Origin of the sequence: Paenisporosarcina sp. TG20, from assembly GCF_000286315.1 — a bacterium.
Taxonomy (GTDB): Bacteria; Bacillota; Bacilli; order Bacillales_A; family Planococcaceae; genus Paenisporosarcina.
This window is the reverse complement of the sequence record NZ_ALJG01000259.1, coordinates 1-14,428: the sequence shown is the minus strand read 5'-3', so window position 1 is coordinate 14,428 and position 14,428 is coordinate 1. Positions and strand designations below refer to the sequence as shown.

The following is a 14,428-nucleotide window of genomic DNA, read 5'->3' as shown; positions in this document are numbered from 1 at the left end:
TCAAGCTAGACAAGGTCAAGTTGGTCATGGATCGCGGCTTTTACAGTGAGGACAATATCAATGCCATGTATCAGAAGCATTTCAAGTTTCTGATAGCTGCAAGAACATCCCTAAAACTGGTTAAGGACAAACTAGATCAGGTACGAACCACAATCGCATCGCGCCCTCATTACAGTTCGAAGTACGGTTTGTATTATGTCTCACACATTGTGGATTGGAACTATAATGAAACCAAAAAACGCAGTGGACAAAAAATCACAAGCACGAAAAGAATGTACCTGCACTTATACTATAATGACCAAAGAGCAACGGATGATAAGGTTACTTTTAATAAGTTACTCGATCTGATCGAAGAAGAATTACTGTCTGGAAAGAGAAAACCAGAACATGAAAAACTGTATAAAAAATACTATGAGATCAATGAAACCCCAGTACGTGGGGTTACTCTACTACCAAAACAGGACGCTATTGATACAGTTGGAAAAAACTACGGCTACTTTGCCTTGATATCTAATGGTGTCAAAGATCCACTGGAAGCACTAGATATTTACCGTTCCAAGGATGTTGTTGAGAAAGCATTTGACAATCTCAAAGAACGTTTGAATATGCGACGCACATCGGTATCTTCCGAAGAGAGTTTAGAAGGCAAGTTATTTGTACAATTTGTTGCACTGATCTATCTCTCTTATATACATAAAGCCATGAGTGACAATAATCTTTTCAAACAGTACACCATGCAGGAGTTACTAGATGAACTGGATGTCATTGAGCGTTATGAGCAACCAGGTCGCAAGCCTCGCATTGGTGAGATGACGAAAAAGCAGATGGGCTTGTATGAGTATCTAGGAGTTGAAGTGCCAACCTAGGTATAATTCTTCGGGAGTTTAGGTTATTACTTACCACTCTTTTCAGAGCGGATAGCATGTTTTCATGTGACAGTATTCGTTCCATCAACATTCGTTACGCCTCTTTCCGTGAACAACGTTTCTTCTTATGCCAGTTCTGCTCCACCATCTCGAAGCCCCTCATGGGATTCACCATTGCCTTCTTCGAGCATGCCTTATCGGTTGTCTGTGTTCTCGCAGTGTACTGAATGCCAAGATGTCGTTCTCTCCCAATTGTTCAGCCCTTCCCATTCCTCTCGAGACAAATGGTACTATGGCTTCTGCTGACTTCTGATTGTTCAGCTACCCATCACTGGATAGGTTACCAAGATTACTTGGCGTATCAATCAGATCTCCCCAGGTAAGAACGTAATCTTTCCCTCCATCTAGCTGCCTCATTTACTACGTATGACCTTCGACAGAAAGGGCTTTGTTTTGTCTAGCAAACTCACCCAGTCGAACATAGCCTTATATGAGATTCGTGTTCCTCAGACCGGAGGTTTGCCGCTCGCTTCCTTCAGATTCCACGTCACCATGGACACCCTTGCGTTAAGCTAACTGTTACTTCTGTCTTCACAGTTCGGGACTTCTAATCTTAGTATCTCTTAAATACTATTCATAAGGTCTGCAACATTATCGAGTTGGTCGAGTTTCAATACTTTTGCAGAGAAAGCATTGCGTTTCTCTTTTGAAAGTACAGTTGCAAGATGGAAAAACTTATTTTTTAAGTCTTCTAGTGTAACTGGATTTTCAGGATCTCCTTTCGGATAATCCGCTTGTTTTTCGATTGTTTCCCCGTTTTTCAAAAAGACTTTAACTTTCGATCCCCAACGTTCTGGGTACGCGGAAGCTATTTCAGGATCTATCTGTGCGTTTATTTTACCCATGATTTTCCGAATCACTGGATCCCATAAGCTAGTTTCATTAAAGTCGTCTAAATTCGCACTTCCTTTAACTAACGCTAAAGCTGTGCAATATTGAATGCTGAATTTAGAGGAATATTGAGTGCGTGGATCATTATTATCTGTAATGTCCATCGTAGATTTATAACAGCCTACTTCTACGCGTTCGATATCTTTAGATTCAAATTTTTTCTCCTTGACTATTTCAATTGCTAAATCGATAGCTGCATGTGTATGGCGACAAGATGCGTGCACTTTGAACGAATTTTCTAGAATTTTAAATTCTTCTCCCAGATTGACTGTGATTTTATCTTCGTCGAACTCATCGCTCATCGCTTTGAAAAATCCGCGATTTCCTTCAAGTATTTCTTTCGCACCAGTAAATCCTTTTTGTGCAAGTAATGCCGACAATAAACCATTCATCGCTGCTTTTCCTGGGTGAAGCTGTTTTGTCATTGCTCCGTCTTCAATAAACTCCCAAAGTCCCGCAGCTTGTGACCCTGCATTTCCTATAGCGTTGATAAAACCTTCTTCATCTAAACCTAGTAATTTTGCAGAAGCAGCGGCTGAACCGAAAGTTCCGCACGTCCCTGTATTATGCCAATAATAATAATGAGATGGCGACACAGCTTCACCTATTCTAAAACATACTTCATAGCCTATAACTACAGCTAAAATAAGTTCTTTTCCGCTTAAGTTCTTCCACTCTGCAACTGCAAGAGCTGCTGGTATAACAACTGTTGCTGCGTGAATAATTGAACCTTTATGTATATCATCCAATTCGACAATATGACTTGAGGCACCGTTTACTAATGCTGCGTTTAAGACAGAAGACTTTCCTTTTGTAATAAGGGTAGCTTGAGGTTTGCCGCCCATTTCATTTATTGTTTCTGAAATCATTTGGATTGGTTCTTTTTCTGCACCCGCAAAAGAAGATCCAAAATAATCCAATATACAAAGCTTCGTAAAAGAGATAACTTCTTCGGGTAAATCTTCATAAGTAAGTTTTGAATGATAGTTAGCTAATGCCTGACTTAAACTCATCTTCTACTCCTCCTAAAAATGAAACTATAAAGCCCTTGTGTATTAAAACGACCTAGGCAATCCTAATACGTGTTGACCAATGAAACTGACAACAAGGTTATTAGAAATAGGTGCAATCATGAATAAACGAGCCTCTCTAAACTTGCGTTCTATATTGTATTCAGTAGCAAAACCATATCCACCGTAAGTATCCATAGCTGCATTGGCTGCTTTCCATGCTGCTTCTGATGCTAAATACTTCGCCATATTCGCTTCTGCTCCGACTTTTACATTGTTATCAAATGCCGCTGCTGCTTTATCTCTCATAAGCTTCGCTGCCTCGATTTCCATATACGCTCTTGAAATCGGGAATTGTACGCCTTGATTTTGACCAATCGGTCGATCGGAAATTACACGTTCGTTTGCATATTGAACGGATTTGTCTATGAAATAGTAGCCGTCTCCGATACTTTCAGATGCTATAAGTACGCGTTCTGCATTCATTCCACTTAAAACATATTTGAATCCCTTTCCCTCTTCTCCAATTAAATTTTGCACAGGAATTTCAACGTTTTCAAAGAACACTTCAGTTGTTGCGTGGTTGATCATGGTGTCGATGTCCACAATCGTAATATTATCTTTTTGATCATTTAAATCGAGTAAGAACATGCTTAGTCCATCAGTTTTCTTCGCTACTTGATCTTTTGGTGTTGTGCGTGCTAGTAGTAACATTAAATCTGAATAACGTGTACGTGAAATCCAAATCTTTTGTCCGTTAACAATGTATTTATCACCTTTACGAACTGCAAACGTATTTATATTTGTTGTATCGCTACCAGCTGTTGGCTCAGTTACACCAAATGCTTGCAAACGTAATTCTCCAGATGCAATTTTTGGTAAGAATCGTTCTTTTTGCTCTTCGCTTCCATGATTTAGCAAAGCTCCCATTGTATACATTTGTGCATGTCCTGCTCCCGCGTTTCCACCTGAACGGTTGATTTCTTCTAAAATAACACATGCTTCTGCCATTCCAAGTCCGGCACCGCCGTACTCTTCAGGTATTAAGACAGAAAGCCATCCTTCATCTGTTAAAGCTTTAATAAATTTTTCTGGATACTCCTGGTTTTTATCGAGTTTGCTCCAATATTCTTCAGGAAATTTCGCACATAACCCACGAATACTTGAAAAAGTGGGTGAACGTGTCGGGAGACTTAAGGAACGGTATCCTACTATCGCTCGTTACTATGAGATTCATTTGGAAGTAGATGAAAAAGAAGAAAAGGTAAAAGATCTTACTTTTGAAAAAAAGACTACACGCAAGGATCGTTCAGTCTTAACAGGTTGTTATGCCATTGAAACAAGTGACGAAGCGTTTTCTGCCGAGGAAGTATGGCGTTTATACACGACATTAACCAAGATAGAGGCAGCTTTTAGGTCATTAAAAACAGATTTAGGATTAAGGCCTGTTTATCATCAATTAGCCAATCGAACGAGAGGACATCTGTTCATTTCCGTTTTGGCGTATCATCTACTAATAAGCATCGAGCATCAATTAAGAGAACAAGGAGATTCACGAAATTGGTCAACCATCAAAGATCAACTATCTACCCATCAACGGACGACGGTAATAGTTACCGATGAAAGTGATCATATTCATCATATAAGAATCTCCGGAATAACAGAAAAAAGTCATCGTGAGATATACAAGTTACTACATGTGAAAGATCCATTGAAAAGAAAACATGAAATTGTCGGAAAAAGGTTGTAGTGACCAAATAAAAAGAAGAAACCTCTATATGAAGGGGTTTCCGTGTACTTGGGATGAAAGTTGGGCTAAAAAATTTATAAAACCCCTAATCTGCACGTTTTTTTGCATACTTTAGTGGTATACACATGTTACAGACGTAAAAAAATAATTGAGAGGTGCATTTACATGTCAAAATCAGATTACAAAAAAAATAGTATTTCTCTTACTGGAGCAGTCGGCTTAGGTACAGGAGTGATGATCAGCGCAGGGATTTTCGCGCTGCTTGGACAAGTAGCGGAGCTTGCCGGTTCATGGTTTCCTTTGATTTTTATTGTAGGTGGAATCGTCACCGCCTTTAGTGCCTACTCCTATGTAAAATTAAGCAATGAGTTCCCTTCAGCTGGGGGAATCGGTATGTTTTTAGTCAAAGCTTATGGAAAAGGAACCCTAACTGCCTCAGCAGCGCTTTTAATGGCCTTTTCCATGGTAATAAATCAAAGCCTAGTAGCAAGAACATTCGGAACCTATACACTTCAACTCTTTGATGGTGAACAAAGTAGTTATTGGGTTCCTTTACTTGGAGTTGCCTTACTTACTGTTGCCTTTTTAGTAAATATTTCAGGAAACAGCTTTATTCAATCCTTCACCTCAATTGCTTCTCTTTTAAAGATTGTTGGATTATCAATCTTCGCAATTGCTGGATTATGGGTTGCAGGGTTTTCATTTACACCTGCAGAGGGAGGAGAAAACCTGTCAGATCCTTCGACCGCAAGCTATATAGCAGCCGTGGCACTTACGATTCTTGCATTTAAAGGATTTACCACCATTACAAATAGTGGATCGGAAATCGTTAAACCTAAGAAAAATGTTGGACGAGCCATCATGATTTCAATTTCCATCAGTTTACTTGTTTATTTACTGCTCGCCTGGGCTGTTTCAAGTAATTTATCACTATCTGAAATTATTAATGCAAAGGACTATGCTCTTGCTGAAGCAGCGAGGCCCGCCTTCGGAAGTTATGGTCTGTGGTTTACTGTAGCGATCGCGATTCTTGCAACGATCTCAGGGATCATTGCTAGTGCTTTCGCCGTGTCGCGAATGCTTGCTATGTTAACCGATATGAAACTCATTCCGCATAAACACTTTGGTATGCCAGGGAGCATTCAGAAACACACGCTCGTTTATACAATTGTGATTGCTATGGCACTCACAATCTTCTTTGACCTAAATAGAATTGCTTCAATGGGTGCAATTCTTTACTTGGTGATGGACATGATTGTTCATTGGGGCGTTCTTAAGCATCTACGAGAAAAAGTAGGTGCCAATTCATTCATTGTCGTGACGGCTCTCGTATTCGATGCTATTGTGCTCGGAGCATTTGTATGGGTTAAAGCCACTTCTGATTTACTTGTGGTTGGTGTATCCATTTTATTTATCCTCATTATTTTTGTAGGAGAGCGTTTTTTCCTAAATCGTACGGCTTAAAACTCTAAAATTACAGATTCCGAATGGGAAATTATGCGTGTTGTTTGGGCGCAAAATACCGTTACCAGTAAAGAAATTAGAGAAACTTTGCAACAAAAAAGGGATTGGAAACCAGCGACTACCAAAACTTTTATTGGCAGACTTGTAAAAAAAGGAATGCTTCATACAGAAACAGACGGAAAGAAGTTTATTTATTCCGCTACTATAAATGAAAGTGAATTTATCAAAAGTACCCTATATGAAACTTTCGATAATATCTGTAATAAAGACGTTGGTAATACAATAGTCGACTTAATTTCAAAAGCAACGTTGAGTTTTCAGGATATAGAAAAATTGGAAAAAGCACTTAAAATGAAGAAAAAGGATGCTGTTGAAGAAGTCCCATGCAATTGTGTTCCCGGACAGTGTAAATGTAAGGGTCATACCTGTTCATCAGGACACTAAAATGTCACCAAAAATCAAACTATAGAAAAGGAGTGAGAATCATGAAAAAAACAACTTTAAAAATTACAGGAATGAGCTGTGCTCATTGTGTGAATAAAATTGAAACAGCATTGCAAGGCCTTCAAGGCGTAGAAAAAGCAAAAGTCAATTTGAAAAAAGGGACTGCCAAAATTAAATATGACGAAAAAGTTCAAATATTGGATAACTTTACGGCTGCTGTAAAGGAAGTTGGATATGAAGCTGAACCAGTTAATTAGAATAGGAGTTGAAAATGAATGGCAACAAAAACATTTAATATAGAAGGTATGACTTGTGCATCTTGTGTACAGACAGTTGAAAAAGCAACCAAGAAATTGCCTGGTGTACAAGAATCTAATGTAAACTGGGCTACTGAAAAATTGAATATCAGTTTTGACGAGAACGTAGTATCCGCACAAGATATCCAAGCTGCTGTAGATAAGGCTGGGTATAAGGCGTTAACAGTTACTGAGCAGAAATCATTTGCTATAACAGGCATGACTTGTGCATCTTGTGTGCAAACCATTGAAAAAGCAACAAGGAAACTAGCTGGTGTCATTGAATCTAATGTAAATTTAGCTACAGAAAAGCTGGTAGTCCAGTATGATCCGACAATTGTTTCTGTGTCAGATATTACTCAAGCAGTTTCAAATGTAGGGTATGAAGCACATGAAGATATGGAAACATCAGATTCGGCCAATGAAGAAAAAGACAAAAAACAAAAGAACATTAAATCCTTGTGGACACGATTTTTAGGTTCAGCAGTGTTCACCATCCCATTGTTTTATATCTCAATGGGACACACGGTAGGCTTACCACTGCCAGAAATAATCAATCCAATGGGAAATTCTGAATGGTTTTCACTATTACAATTCATTTTAACGTTACCCGTTATGATTTTTGGCTGGAAGTTTTTCTCGGTAGGATATAAGACTTTATTTAGAGGACATCCAAATATGGATTCTTTAGTTGCCTTAGGAACTAGTGCTGCATTCGTCTACAGTTTAGGGGCAACAATAGCGATTTGGTTCGGTCATTCCAGTTATGCAGAAAATCTATATTATGAGTCTGCAGCTGTAATCCTTACTTTGATTACACTAGGTAAATATCTTGAAGTTCGTTCAAAAGGAAGAACATCGGAAGCAATTGAAAAACTGATGGGATTAGCTCCAAAAACAGCAATGGTTGTTAGAAATGGAGAAGAAGTAGAAATTTCCTTTGATGAAGTAGTAGTAGGTGATACCGTAATCGTTAAACCTGGAGCAAAAATACCGGTCGACGGTGTTGTGTTAGAAGGGATGACATCTATTGATGAATCCATGTTAACGGGTGAAAGTATTCCAGTAGAAAAGAATGCTGGCGACAATGTAATAGGTGCAAGTATCAATAAGAATGGTACAATCCGATATCAAGCAACCAAAGTAGGAAAAGATACAGCCTTATCACAAATCGTTAAATTAGTAGAAGATGCACAAGGCTCTAAAGCACCGATTGCTAAACTTGCTGATATTATTTCAGGATATTTTGTGCCAATCGTTATTGGAATTGCTATTCTTTCTGGTTTAGCGTGGTATTTCGGAGGAGAAACAGGACTCTTTGCTTTAACGATTGCTATTTCCGTTTTAGTTATTGCATGCCCATGTGCTCTTGGTCTAGCAACTCCGACTGCGATTATGGTTGGTACTGGTAAGGGTGCAGAAAACGGGGTATTAATTAAGAGTGGTGTAGCACTTGAAACAACTCACAAAGTTCAAACAATTGTATTTGATAAAACAGGTACGATTACAGAAGGTAAACCTAAAGTTACAGACATCTTCACTGTAAATGGGATCTCAGAAACAGAATTGTTACAATTAACAGCATCTGCGGAAAAGGGTTCTGAGCATCCATTAGGTGAAGCAATTGTTAGGGGAGCAGAAGATAAAGGACTTGACTTTATTAAAGCAGAAAACTTTAATGCTATTCCCGGACATGGAATTGAGGTAACTATAGATGGCAAAGTAGTACTAGCCGGAAACAGAAAATTAATGGATGTACGCAATATTTCCTTAGATACACTGGCAATCACATCAGATGAGTTAGCTGGTCAAGGGAAAACTCCTATGTACATTGCGATTAATAACAAAATTGCTGGTATTATTGCAGTTGCCGATACAGTTAAGGAAAATAGCTTAAAAGCCATTGAAAAACTTCATAAAATGGGAATCGAAGTGGCTATGATCACAGGCGACAATAAACGCACAGCTGAAGCTATTGCCAAGCAAGTCGGAATTGATCGTGTATTGAGTGAAGTATTACCAGAAGATAAAGCAAATGAAGTGAAAAAACTCCAAGCAGAAGGTAAGAAAGTGGCCATGGTTGGAGATGGTATCAATGATGCACCAGCCCTTGCACAAGCAGATATTGGGATAGCAATTGGTTCAGGTACGGATGTTGCCATGGAATCTGCAGACATTGTACTAATGAGAAGTGATTTAATGGATGTTCCAACAGCCGTGGAATTAAGTAAGGCTACTATTCGAAATATCAAACAAAACTTATTCTGGGCATTTGCATATAACGTAGTAGGCATTCCGTTTGCAATGGGGATTTTCTACCTCCTTGGTGGACCATTATTAAACCCAATGGTTGCTGGAGCTGCAATGAGTCTAAGTTCTGTTTCAGTATTAGTAAATGCTTTACGATTAAAACGATTTAAACCATCAGCTATTAAGTAAAGGGGAGAGGCTAGAATGGAAGATAAACTGGAGCTTGAATTATATACAAGGCCAACATGTTCAGATTGCCAAGACGCAAAAAAATATTTATCTTCTAACAAAATTCATTATGCTGATAAAGATGTAAGCAAAAATCTTAGCTTAGAGGAAGATTTAAAGAAGATATCTGGCACTCGAATCGTTCCAATGTTTGCTTTTTATAAAAAAGGATTATTCGGCAAAAGAAAGCTATTCAAACATTTTATTGGTTTTGAGAATAATAAGAATGAAATAATGAGTATGTTAAAAAAATGAATGAAGTAAATCATTAATTCTTTTCATCTTAATTGACAATTACCCTATTCCCCAGAAGGAAATTGAATATACTCTAAGGAGGTGATGTAAAAAGGGTTGATAAAGTTCTATTAATATAGGTGCTATATCAAATATAGATAGCTTTTTTTAAAACAAACTTAGATACCTTACAGGGATAAGGTAATTTACTGTCAATTGAAGTTAATAAAATTTGAGGAGGAATTTATATGCAACAAGTAACACTAAATGTGCCAGGAATGTCATGTGGATCTTGCGTTAATAAAATCGAGGGAAATGTCGGTAAAAGAAATGGAGTTGAATCAGTCAAAGTTCAATTTTCTGACGGAAAAGTAGATGTAACTTTTAATGAAAGTACAATTGATTTGGGAGAAATTAAAAATGCTATTAAAGATACAGGGTACGAGGTTATAGAGGAACCTATTGAAGAAGATGGCCGTGGAGATTCGTGCTGCCATTAATTTAGAAAAAGGCTGTACTGATTTTTAATACAATAAAAAATAGATAAATTCTTTATTTATATATTGGATGGTTATATTAATCCAACAACTTGAAATCTACCACTAAAAAAAGACCCGCTGGAAAGGTTTCTCTTTCCAGCGGGCCTTTTGGTCTGTTTAAGCGATGCTCCGGCAAGCTTCTGCACATCTTCGGCAAGCTTCCGCACAGCGTTTGCAATGTTCGTGTTGATCAGCGTGCTTCTCGCATTCATCTCCACAAGCTTCACAAATTACCGCACATACACGGGCCAATTCCGACACGAACGGCGAATTGCGGGTAATCGCCTGTTCCAAAAAGGCGCAGATGTCCGCGCACTCCCGGTCCAATCGGATGCATTGAGCCATCATCTTCACGTCTTCTTCCTGTAGACAAGCGTCAAAACAGTGGTTACATTCTGCTGCGCAATCGTGCAAAATCTGAATGAGTTCCTGATGTTGTTCATGTGCCATTTTAAAACCTCCATTTTTTTATTTCTGCTTCAATAGTAACTCTACCCTTTGCCGTCGCCACTAAACAGGATTTCCGAAACTCCACAAAAACTGCACAATTTTAAAGGATTTTAAGAAAAGCTTTTTTGTTTTTTTGGTTCCTTCCCTTCCCATTCTTGTATGGTCTCCGATGATTCAGCATTTCATGGGAGTAGGGAGCGTCAGGAAAGTATGAATTTTCAACATTAAGGAACGCACCATGCAAAAAATCCTAATAATCCAGCATTTATATATGAACGAGAATGAAAAAATGCTGATCAACTGTTTGCATTTGTTCAACTTAATGATGGTGGTGATCATGTGTCGGTTCATTTTTCGCCGTGCAGAGAATGGAATTATCATGTTTGTGGGCGCCCCATTTGGATTGTTACATACGAAATCCCTTTATGCACAAGATTGTGTTCATTCTTGTGCAAAATCCTGTCAAGCAGTTCTTAATGGTGGGTCGCATGTTCAATGGCTTGTTAAAACAAGTTCATAATGTGATCATCGTCTTTCGAATAATACAATGTCGTCCCGGCTCTTCTGTATTTCACTAAGCGTAACTGCTTTAAAAAGCGTAATTGATGGGACACAGTGGCCTGACCTAAACCCAATCGTTCTGCCAGGTCATTGACAGAATGTTCCGCTGAACAAAGCATATTCAAAATGCGGATCCGGGTCGGATCATTCAATGCTTTAAACGTCTGGGAGACGACAAAGAGGGTTTCTTAGTCTAATGGATGTTCATTTTCAAGATGGTCTTCTTCTTTTTCAAAATCCTGATTCATTTTTGAGGAGCACCTCCAATTGTAATTCGTACAAGTAAAAAAATGACACTATATGAATATATGTTTATATAATTTTATATAGTTCGTGTTTAAGAAATGTCAAGCTAATACTTAAAGGACTCTTCGCCTATATAAGATTTACTGGAACTCTTTTCTCAGGAGGTAGCAACTGTCTACAGATTAAGAATCACTAGATAAAAAGAAGTGGCATCGCTGTAACCCAGTTCGGAGACAATCTTAGCTTAAAAAAGAAATAGTAACAAAAAGCTACAGAGAGAGCGTCACAAAACGAAAAAGAAAGAATTTATAATAGTTTACATATGACCGCTTATCGGAAGGGAAGACGCTCAACTAGAGCTTTTTCTCTTCCTTTTTGTTCGTTTAAGTGTACTTTAACGAACTGTTTAAAAGTGTTATGGATTCGTATTTTGATAAACCCTTTTATTTATATCGTATAATAAGATATAATTATTTTAAAAGAAGTAAAGGAGTTTTCAATGTGAACAGCAAAGTGAAACAATTAAATCAGTACTGGACAGATATTTATTTTCATCTGCACTACCTCCATAAAGAAAAAATCACCCACCAAGTGGTGCGTATTCTGCAGCTTATAGATAAAGAGGAAGAGATCGGGGTAAACGAAATTGCTGACTACATCAAAGTATCTCATAACACAGCTTCCGAACATGTGAAACGGATGATGGAGAAGAACTATCTAACTAAAGAGAGGGACCTGTTGGATGAAAGAAGAGTGATGCTCAGTCTTACAGATGTGGGAAGAGACGTTTTGAACCGGAATACAAGCCTGGATGAAGAGAAATTGGAACAAGTGATGAATCAGTTGGAGGACAATGAAAAAGAGTTAGTGGAACAAGCCTTCAAAATCTTAAGTGAACGAGCCAGAACATGTTTGTAGTCATGAAAATTATTGCTTCAGCGATTGTAATCGGAATGGTGACGGAGATTTCCAGAAGATTCCCCTCATACGGGGGAGTGGTGGCGGCCCTCCCACTCGTGAGTCTGCTGAGCATCATCTGGCTTTATGTCCAAGGGGAACAAACAGCCACTTTAAGCAAGTTTGCATTAGGGGTGTTATGGGGATTTCCTGCAACGGCTGTTTTGTTGATCATCGTCTACATCGCTTTGCAAAATTCCGTTCATCTGTTTCTCTCCATTGCTTTAGGCGGGTGTGGTTGGTTGCTATTTTTATGGATACAAGGTATAGTTTCAAAGTTTTTCCGAGTATTCGTTAGCTAATAATAGAATTAATAGAAAATAGATATTGATAAATTTTGTTCAAGTCGCTATTTAGGCTACTTACATCGCAGAAGAAAATTTAATAAGAGCAAAATCTTTCATAGATTGGTGCTGCTTCTTTGTAAAGAAAGGTAGAGAAAGATGATTAATATCAAAGGGAATTTTTATGAAATACAAAAAGAAAAAGCTTTCTTAGAACAAATCGTTAGCATGTAAACCGTGGACATGAAATGGATGCCAAGGGACGGAGGATTTTTTTGGGAATATTATTCGCGCTATTAACAGGTGTTACCACCGCATTTTTCAATATATTTGCAAAAAAAGGAATGGATCAATCTAACGGCCAAAGCATTGGATTCGCTATTACCATATTTATAAATGTTATTGTACATAGCTTAATTTTCATCGCCGTTCTGGCAGCGACTGGGTTCGTCTTTGAGTTTACTTGGGAGTCTACGGGCTGGTTTGTACTGGGTGGATTGTTCAGTACGATTCTGGGAAGATATGCTTTGTTGTCTGCCATCCAATCCATCTATCCCTCCCGGGCTTCAGCCCTAAAGAACAGCACGCCTTTGTTCACCGTGCTTTACGCAATATTAATTTTAGATGAAGATTTTACTCCTTTGTCTTTAATCGGATTGCTCCTGTTATTCGTTGTCATCGTAATGCAAGGGGTTCTTTCGTTCAGACAATCCCGTCTGAAGGTCCAGAAAGATCAAGCGAATAATTCGGAATGGACGGGCTACTTGCTGGGGATTTTTGCGGCTTTCGTTTTCGGATTGGGGCAAGGTTTCAGAAAGCAAGGATTGCTCGTTAATAATGATCCAATCTATGGCGCCTTGATAGGATCACTAATCGGTTTGGCTGTCATTGTGTTGTATCAAGTTTTTAAAGGGACTTTGATAGCAACAGTGAGAGAAAATTATCGCATCTTAAATATCAACTTTATCATTGCAAGTGTTTTTCTGAGTCTAGGACCGGTATTTTTCTTCTTGGCGGCATCGCTATTGCAAGTCAGTTATGTGAGCGTAATTGCTGCGGTTGAACCTCTCATTACGATTTTGCTCTCTGCGCTTTTCCTGAAAGGGAGAGAACAAATAACCCCTTCTCTTTTGATTGGAGCCCTGTTAATTCTGACCGGTATTACGTTCATTTCACTTGATAATTAGAATTTAGAATTTATCTCTGGATAACAGGAAATGGACACCATTGGAAGACCAACGCCCTTCTGCTGAGCACCCTGCTCCTAAAAACAAGCTTAGTGAAGAGGAAAGAGAGATCATTGTCACGATGGTCAATCAACCTGAATTCAAGAGTCTACTGCCGAGTCAAATTGTCCCACGACTTGCCGACAAATGCGTTTATATACCATCAGAATCTACCATCTATGGGATATTGCCTGGCTTCCTGGACCGGCAAAAGGCATTTATTTTGCTTTACTACGATCTGGGACACTGATCATTCGTCCTCGTTGTCCCCCAAAATCGCATGGATCTTTTTTCTTAGTACAAGCAGTGCTGCTGTTTCAGCTAGTGCAGATTCCTTTCTTCGCAGTTCCTGTCTTAGTTGCTTAATTTCACGGTCTTTATGTCGCATCTCTTGTTGTAACTTGCCAGCTTGCTCTGCAATGCCACCATTCGCTTGCATACATGCATCACACCAAGCCTGTATTTGTTCAGTATATAAACCTTTCTTTGGACCGTAGTCTGCTAGCTCAATCTGGCTCATCACAGCTGTCTCTACTACAATAGAAAACTTATCTTTAGTACTCCAACGTTCTGGAGACATCTTTCCATTAGGAATAGCGATACCCCTTGTTTTTGCATCTTTTTCCCAGCGGTATAACGCTGCTTCTGAATGACCGTTAGTAATAGGTAAGC

At 38.7% G+C, this 14,428-nt stretch carries 15 protein-coding genes and 2 pseudogenes; 12 read left to right on the top strand and 5 right to left on the bottom strand.

What is annotated here, in order from left to right; all coding sequences use genetic code 11:
- On the top strand, nucleotides 1-866 hold an 866-nt coding region (locus tag B371_RS0107275), incomplete at its 5' end, for a transposase (RefSeq protein WP_019413647.1).
- Between the two features lie 623 nt (nucleotides 867-1,489).
- Here B371_RS0107275 and B371_RS0107270 read toward each other — a convergent pair.
- Entirely contained in the window at nucleotides 1,490-2,830 is a 1,341-nt protein-coding gene (locus tag B371_RS0107270; protein ID WP_019413646.1) for an MmgE/PrpD family protein, read from the bottom strand.
- 42 nt (nucleotides 2,831-2,872) lie between these two features.
- The gene (locus B371_RS0107265; RefSeq protein WP_050995789.1) at nucleotides 2,873-4,042 is read right to left on the bottom strand and encodes an acyl-CoA dehydrogenase family protein; all 1,170 of its coding nucleotides are present in this window, start codon (nucleotides 4,040-4,042) and stop codon (nucleotides 2,873-2,875) included.
- On the opposite strand from B371_RS0107265, the gene B371_RS0107260 reads away from it, so the two are divergent.
- From B371_RS0107260 to B371_RS21470, 7 genes are all read left to right on the top strand, one after another.
- Nucleotides 3,945-4,577, top strand: coding sequence for a transposase (locus tag B371_RS0107260; protein WP_019413644.1), 633 nt, complete (start codon nucleotides 3,945-3,947; stop codon nucleotides 4,575-4,577). The two genes, B371_RS0107265 and B371_RS0107260, sit on opposite strands and share 98 nt — an antisense overlap.
- Before the next feature lie 165 nt (nucleotides 4,578-4,742).
- On the top strand, nucleotides 4,743-6,041 hold the full coding sequence (locus tag B371_RS0107255) for an APC family permease (RefSeq protein ID WP_019413643.1): 1,299 nt from the start codon (nucleotides 4,743-4,745) through the stop codon (nucleotides 6,039-6,041).
- A 9-nt stretch (nucleotides 6,042-6,050) separates the two neighbouring features.
- On the top strand, nucleotides 6,051-6,485 hold the full coding sequence (locus tag B371_RS0107250; protein ID WP_026022992.1) for a CopY/TcrY family copper transport repressor: 435 nt from the start codon (nucleotides 6,051-6,053) through the stop codon (nucleotides 6,483-6,485).
- A gap of 41 nt (nucleotides 6,486-6,526) precedes the next feature.
- Nucleotides 6,527-6,742 carry a copper chaperone CopZ gene (copZ, locus tag B371_RS0107245; RefSeq protein ID WP_019413641.1) on the top strand — a complete coding sequence of 72 codons (216 nt, stop codon included), beginning with the start codon at nucleotides 6,527-6,529 and terminating at the stop codon, nucleotides 6,740-6,742.
- A gap of 18 nt (nucleotides 6,743-6,760) precedes the next feature.
- Nucleotides 6,761-9,220, top strand: a complete 2,460-nt coding sequence (locus B371_RS0107240) for a heavy metal translocating P-type ATPase (RefSeq protein WP_019413640.1) — start codon at nucleotides 6,761-6,763, stop codon at nucleotides 9,218-9,220.
- A gap of 15 nt (nucleotides 9,221-9,235) precedes the next feature.
- Nucleotides 9,236-9,514 (top strand): glutaredoxin family protein, encoded by a 279-nt coding sequence (locus tag B371_RS0107235; protein ID WP_019413639.1) that lies wholly within the window; start codon nucleotides 9,236-9,238, stop codon nucleotides 9,512-9,514.
- Between the two features lie 227 nt (nucleotides 9,515-9,741).
- On the top strand, nucleotides 9,742-9,993 hold the full coding sequence (locus tag B371_RS21470; protein WP_019413638.1) for a copper ion binding protein: 252 nt from the start codon (nucleotides 9,742-9,744) through the stop codon (nucleotides 9,991-9,993).
- A gap of 156 nt (nucleotides 9,994-10,149) precedes the next feature.
- Here the strand turns inward: B371_RS21470 and B371_RS0107225 are convergent, their stop codons facing one another.
- Both B371_RS0107225 and B371_RS22820 read right to left on the bottom strand, forming a co-directional pair.
- Nucleotides 10,150-10,482, bottom strand: a complete 333-nt coding sequence (locus B371_RS0107225; RefSeq protein ID WP_019413637.1) for a four-helix bundle copper-binding protein — start codon at nucleotides 10,480-10,482, stop codon at nucleotides 10,150-10,152.
- 503 nt (nucleotides 10,483-10,985) lie between these two features.
- A pseudogene (locus tag B371_RS22820) lies at nucleotides 10,986-11,291 on the bottom strand (ArsR/SmtB family transcription factor).
- Between the two features lie 499 nt (nucleotides 11,292-11,790).
- Between B371_RS22820 and B371_RS0107215 the strand changes: the two are divergent.
- From B371_RS0107215 to B371_RS21465, 4 genes are all read left to right on the top strand, one after another.
- Nucleotides 11,791-12,207: a MarR family winged helix-turn-helix transcriptional regulator gene (locus B371_RS0107215; protein ID WP_019413634.1), complete on the top strand. Its 417-nt coding sequence runs from the start codon at nucleotides 11,791-11,793 to the stop codon at nucleotides 12,205-12,207.
- Nucleotides 12,198-12,548, top strand: a complete 351-nt coding sequence (locus B371_RS0107210; protein ID WP_019413633.1) for a DUF3147 family protein — start codon at nucleotides 12,198-12,200, stop codon at nucleotides 12,546-12,548. Before B371_RS0107215 ends, B371_RS0107210 begins: the two co-directional genes overlap by 10 nt.
- A 257-nt stretch (nucleotides 12,549-12,805) precedes the next feature.
- Nucleotides 12,806-13,717, top strand: a complete 912-nt coding sequence (locus B371_RS0107205; RefSeq protein WP_019413632.1) for a DMT family transporter — start codon at nucleotides 12,806-12,808, stop codon at nucleotides 13,715-13,717.
- Between the two features lie 40 nt (nucleotides 13,718-13,757).
- Nucleotides 13,758-14,006 (top strand): helix-turn-helix domain-containing protein, encoded by a 249-nt coding sequence (locus tag B371_RS21465; protein WP_019413631.1) that lies wholly within the window; start codon nucleotides 13,758-13,760, stop codon nucleotides 14,004-14,006.
- Here the strand turns inward: B371_RS21465 and B371_RS24000 are convergent.
- Nucleotides 14,007-14,428: pseudogene (locus B371_RS24000) on the bottom strand (IS3 family transposase); the annotation flags it as partial. It abuts the gene before it with no gap.

Coding starts and splice junctions, on each gene's coding strand:
- B371_RS0107270 (WP_019413646.1), bottom strand. CDS start 2,830: ATGAGTTTAAGTCAGGCATTAGCTAACTATCATTCAAAACTTACTTAT.
- B371_RS0107255 (WP_019413643.1), top strand. CDS start 4,743: ATGTCAAAATCAGATTACAAAAAAAATAGTATTTCTCTTACTGGAGCA.
- copZ (WP_019413641.1), top strand. CDS start 6,527: ATGAAAAAAACAACTTTAAAAATTACAGGAATGAGCTGTGCTCATTGT.
- B371_RS0107240 (WP_019413640.1), top strand. CDS start 6,761: ATGGCAACAAAAACATTTAATATAGAAGGTATGACTTGTGCATCTTGT.
- B371_RS0107235 (WP_019413639.1), top strand. CDS start 9,236: ATGGAAGATAAACTGGAGCTTGAATTATATACAAGGCCAACATGTTCA.
- B371_RS21470 (WP_019413638.1), top strand. CDS start 9,742: ATGCAACAAGTAACACTAAATGTGCCAGGAATGTCATGTGGATCTTGC.
- B371_RS0107225 (WP_019413637.1), bottom strand. CDS start 10,482: ATGGCACATGAACAACATCAGGAACTCATTCAGATTTTGCACGATTGC.
- B371_RS0107210 (WP_019413633.1), top strand. CDS start 12,198: ATGTTTGTAGTCATGAAAATTATTGCTTCAGCGATTGTAATCGGAATG.